We start from the raw sequence: 4162 nt of genomic DNA, 5'->3' as shown, positions 1-4162 counted from the left end.
GCCGCGCCGCACGTACTCGCCCCTGTTGGGCCGGCTGCTGCACGACCGCACCGCGGACAAGATGGCCCGCACCGTCAGCCGGGTCCGGGGCGCGACCGCCATCATCGTCCCGTACGACATCGAGTCGCGGATCGGACGGCTCGCGCCCAACGGTTTTGACGCCGACGACGCGGTAGTGGTGACCCCGATATCGAGTCTCGTGGGCGACTGACCCCGGGGCAGCCGGCGCCGAGGCGACGCTGGCCGCAAGAATTCGAACTAAGTTGCGCGAGTGTGCATCCATGGCGATTTTTGGGGCCGTTTTTGTCGGTGGGGGTGGCTAGTTTGGCGGTATGAGTCCAGATGGTCATCCCGACGCCGAGGCAGTGTTCGATGACCTGGATGCAGTTTTGGCCCGCGCCCGCGCGCTGCCGGTGGACGCGATGACGGTGCGGCAGCAGCTGGCGATTCTGGAACGCTGCGAGCAGGCGCGCCGCCAACTGCCCGCACTCGAACACCCGGTGATCAACTCCCTGGCCCATCAGGCCACCCCCGAAGAGTTGGGCGGCACCTTGGCGCATGCGATCGCCGAGGCGACGTTGGTCAGCCGCGCGGAGGCTTCACACCGCGTCAAGGAAGCGGTGGATCTCGGCCCGCGGCGCGGGCTGACCGGCGAACCGCTGGAGCCGATTCTGCCGGCCACCGCGGCCGCCCAGCGGGCGGGGAAGCTCGGTGCCGGGCAGGTGGCGGTGATCCGCCGGTTCTTCCGTCAGCTGCCCGGCTGGGTCGATGCCGCCACCCGTGCCGCGGTCGAGGCCGACCTGGCCACGCACGGAACGCAGTACCGCCCCGAACAATTGGCCGCGCTCGCCGATCACGTCGCCGATTGCCTCAACCCCGACGGCACCTACCGCGACGAGGACCGGGCGCGGCGCCGCGGCCTGGTGTTGGGCAAGCAAGCCGCGGATGGCATGTCCGAGCTGCGCGCCCTGCTCACCCCCGAGGCCCGCGCCACCCTCGAGGCGGTGCTGGCCAAACTCGCCGCGCCCGGCATGTGCAACCCACTCGAGGACACCCCGTGTGTGGACGGGGCCCCGAGCCAGGAGGCCATCGACCGCGACGCCCGCTCGGCGGCCCAACGCAACCACGACGCACTGCTGGCGGCCAACCGCGCGCTACTGGCCTCGGGAGAACTCGGCCGCCACAACGGGTTACCGGCCTCCATCATCATCACCACCACCCTGGCCGACCTGCAGGCCGCCGCCGGTCACGGCCGCACCGGTGGTGGCACCCGGTTACCGATCAGCGACGTGATCCGCCTGGCCCGCCACGCCCACCATTATCTGGCCGTCTTCGATCACGCCAAACCCGTGGCCCTCTATCACAGCAAGCGGCTGGCCTCCCCCGGCCAACGCATCGTGTTGTACGCGAAAGACCGCGGGTGTTCGGCGCCGGGCTGCACCGTGCCCGGCTACCTCTCCGAGGTCCACCACGTCACCGACTACGCCCAATGCGGCCGCACCGACATCGACAACCTCACCTTCGCCTGCGGACCCCATCACCGCCTGCTCAAACCCGGCGGCTGGACCACCCGCACAAACACCAAAGGCGACACCGTTTGGATCCCACCCCCACACCTGGACCGCGGCCAACCCCGCACCAACACCTTCCACCACCCCGAAAAACTTCTCCACGACGACGACGATGACGACGCGGCATAGTCACTCGGTCAGCGTCGCCCGGATACACTCGGTGACGTAGGGGAGCGCCAGCCCCGTCGAATTCGCCAACGCCGGATGGGTGGCCAGCAACTCACGCACCTGGTCCAGCGTCCTGGTGCGGACCTCGGTCGGCGAGGTGATGCAGTAGCTGCGCGACGCGACCAAGTCGATCAGCGCTTGCGGCGTAAGGTAATTCGTCCACTCGACCTGGTGGCGCTCCGGCTCGGTGAACGAGCCGGACAGCGTGACGTCGAAGCGGCCGCGGTCGCCGTCGGAACCGATGATCTCGCCCAGCTCCCGCACCCAGCCCAGCCGCTCGTCGCGGGTATTCCACACCAGGCCCAGCCGCCCGCCGGGCCGCAGTACGCGGGCCACCTCGGGGATGGCGCGCTCGGGATCCACCCAGTGCCACGCCTGCGCGACCAGCACAACGTCAACGCTGTTGTCCGGCAAGGGAATCCCTTCCGCGGTGCCCAGGAGCGCGCGGGTCTCCGGCAGCGAGGTGCGCAACACCTCCAGCATGTCGGGAATCGGGTCGACGGCCACGACGTCCAGCCCGCGTTCCACCAGCCGGGTGGTCAGCTTGCCGGTGCCCGCCCCGAGGTCGAGCACCTGGCGCGCGCCGCGCGGCAGCAGCCAGTCGATGGCCTCCGGCGGGTAGGACGGGCGTCCCCGCTCATAGGCCGCCGCCGCGGAACCGAACGACAGGGAGCGGTCGTGGCGAGAACGGGTCACCGCCGTCACGTGCCTTCGTTGGCGGCGAGATCGAGCGTCTTGCGAATCAGTTCCCCGACCGCCTCGGATTCCACCAGGAAGCCGTCGTGCCCGCAGATCGACTCGACAACTTCCAGGCCGCCGCAGCCCGGCAGCAGCTCGGCGAGCTCCTCCTGCAACCGCAGCGGGTAGAGCCGGTCGGAGGTGATGCCGCCAACCACGGCGGGCACCGGGCAACCGGTCAGGGCCTTGCGCACCCCGCCGCGACCGCGGCCGACGTCGTGGCTGTTCAGCGCCTCGGTCAGGGTCACGTAGCTGCCCGCGTCAAAGCGGGCCAACAGCTTGTCGCCCTGGTGTTCGAGGTAGCTCTGCACGGCGTAGCGGCTGTCCTCGCCACCCTGCTTGTCGTTGCCGAACCGGGTGTCGAGCTCCGTTTCCCCGCGGTAGGTCAGGTGGGCGAAGCGGCGGGCGATGGTCAGGCCGGTGTTCGGGGTGCGGCCGGTGTCGTGGTAGTCGCCGCCCTGCCAGTTCGGGTCGGCCTTGATGGCCGCGATCTGTGTGGTCTGGGTGCCGATCTGGTCCGCGGTCGCCCGCGCGCCGACGGCCAGCAGCAGACCGGCCCGCACCCGGCTCGGGTGACCGACCATCCACTCCAATGCCCGTGCGCCGCCCATGGACCCACCAACAACCGCGGCGACCTCGTTGATTCCCAGCGCGGCCAGTGCGGCGATGTCGGCCTCCACCTGGTCGCGCACCGAGATCATCGGAAACCTTGAGCCCCAGGGCTTTCCGTCGCGGGCCAGCGAGCTGGGCCCGGTGGAGCCGCGGCAACCGCCCAGCACGTTGGTGGCCACGGCGCACCAGCGGTCGGTGTCGATCGGCGCGCTCGGCCCGGCCACCCCTTCCCACCAGCCGCCCGTGGGATGACCCGGTCCGGCGGGCCCGGTGATGTGCGAGTCACCGGTCAGCGCGTGCAGCACCACCACCACGTTGTCACGACTCGGCGACAGCTCACCCCAGCGCTGGACGGCGATGCACACGTCGTCGATCACCGCGCCACTCTCGGTGGTCAGCGAGCCGATGTGCACCAGGCCGATCTCGCCTTCGGCGGGCAGCGCCTGGGTCGGAACGTCGGAGATCGTCATGCCCGGGCTCCCTAGAACGCCGCCACGGCTTGCGGGTCGGACGCCTCGGCACCGTACTTCCGCGCGGCGGCGAAACCGAGTTCCAGGTCGGCCAGGATGTCGTCGATGCCCTCGATCCCGACGGCCAGCCGCACCAGCCCCGGCGTGACGCCGGTGGCCAGCTGCTCGGCCGGGCTCAGCTGGGCATGCGTGGTGGACGCCGGGTGGATCACCAGCGAGCGCACGTCGCCGATGTTGGCGACGTGGCTGTGCAGCTTCAGCGCGTTGACGAACGCCTTGCCGGCCTCGACGCCACCGGCCAGCTCGAAGGCCAGCACGGCGCCGGTTCCCTTGGGCGCCAGCTTCTTCGCCCGCTCGTGCCACGGCGAGCTGGGCAGGCCCGCGTAGTTCACCGACAGCACGCCGTCATGACCCTCGAGGAATTCGGCGACCCGCTGCGCGTTGGCGACATGCCGCTCGACGCGCAGGCTCAAGGTCTCGATGCCCTGGGCGACCAGGAACGCGTTGAACGGCGAGGCGGCCGACCCGAGGTCGCGCAGTAGCTGCACCCGCGCCTTGAGCGCGTACGCCGGCGGCCCGAGCTCGGCGAACACCACGCCGTGG

Annotated in this window: 5 protein-coding genes; 2 read left to right on the top strand and 3 right to left on the bottom strand. The window is 70.5% G+C overall.

Features of this window, described 5'->3' with window-relative positions; genetic code table 11:
• The coding region (locus A9X05_RS06415; RefSeq protein ID WP_156736507.1) for a hypothetical protein at window positions 1-211 on the top strand (211 nt) is incomplete at its 5' end.
• A 121-nt stretch (window positions 212-332) separates the two neighbouring features.
• Window positions 333-1700, top strand: coding sequence for an HNH endonuclease signature motif containing protein (locus A9X05_RS06410; RefSeq protein WP_067780039.1), 1368 nt, complete (start codon window positions 333-335; stop codon window positions 1698-1700).
• Here A9X05_RS06410 and A9X05_RS06405 read toward each other — a convergent pair whose 3' ends face one another.
• From A9X05_RS06405 to A9X05_RS06395, 3 genes are all read right to left on the bottom strand, one after another.
• Window positions 1701-2435, bottom strand: a complete 735-nt coding sequence (locus tag A9X05_RS06405) for a class I SAM-dependent methyltransferase (protein ID WP_067780045.1) — start codon at window positions 2433-2435, stop codon at window positions 1701-1703.
• 5 nt (window positions 2436-2440) lie between these two features.
• Window positions 2441-3559 (bottom strand): homoserine O-acetyltransferase, encoded by a 1119-nt coding sequence (locus tag A9X05_RS06400; protein ID WP_067780036.1) that lies wholly within the window; start codon window positions 3557-3559, stop codon window positions 2441-2443.
• A gap of 11 nt (window positions 3560-3570) precedes the next feature.
• The coding region (locus tag A9X05_RS06395) for a PLP-dependent transferase (RefSeq protein WP_197498947.1) at window positions 3571-4162 on the bottom strand (592 nt) is incomplete at its 5' end.

Source organism: Mycobacterium sp. E3298, assembly GCF_001666895.1.
In the GTDB taxonomy this organism is placed as follows: domain Bacteria; phylum Actinomycetota; class Actinomycetes; order Mycobacteriales; family Mycobacteriaceae; genus Mycobacterium.
Note: the sequence above shows the minus strand (reverse complement) of the source record. Positions and strands in the feature narration are given on the sequence as shown.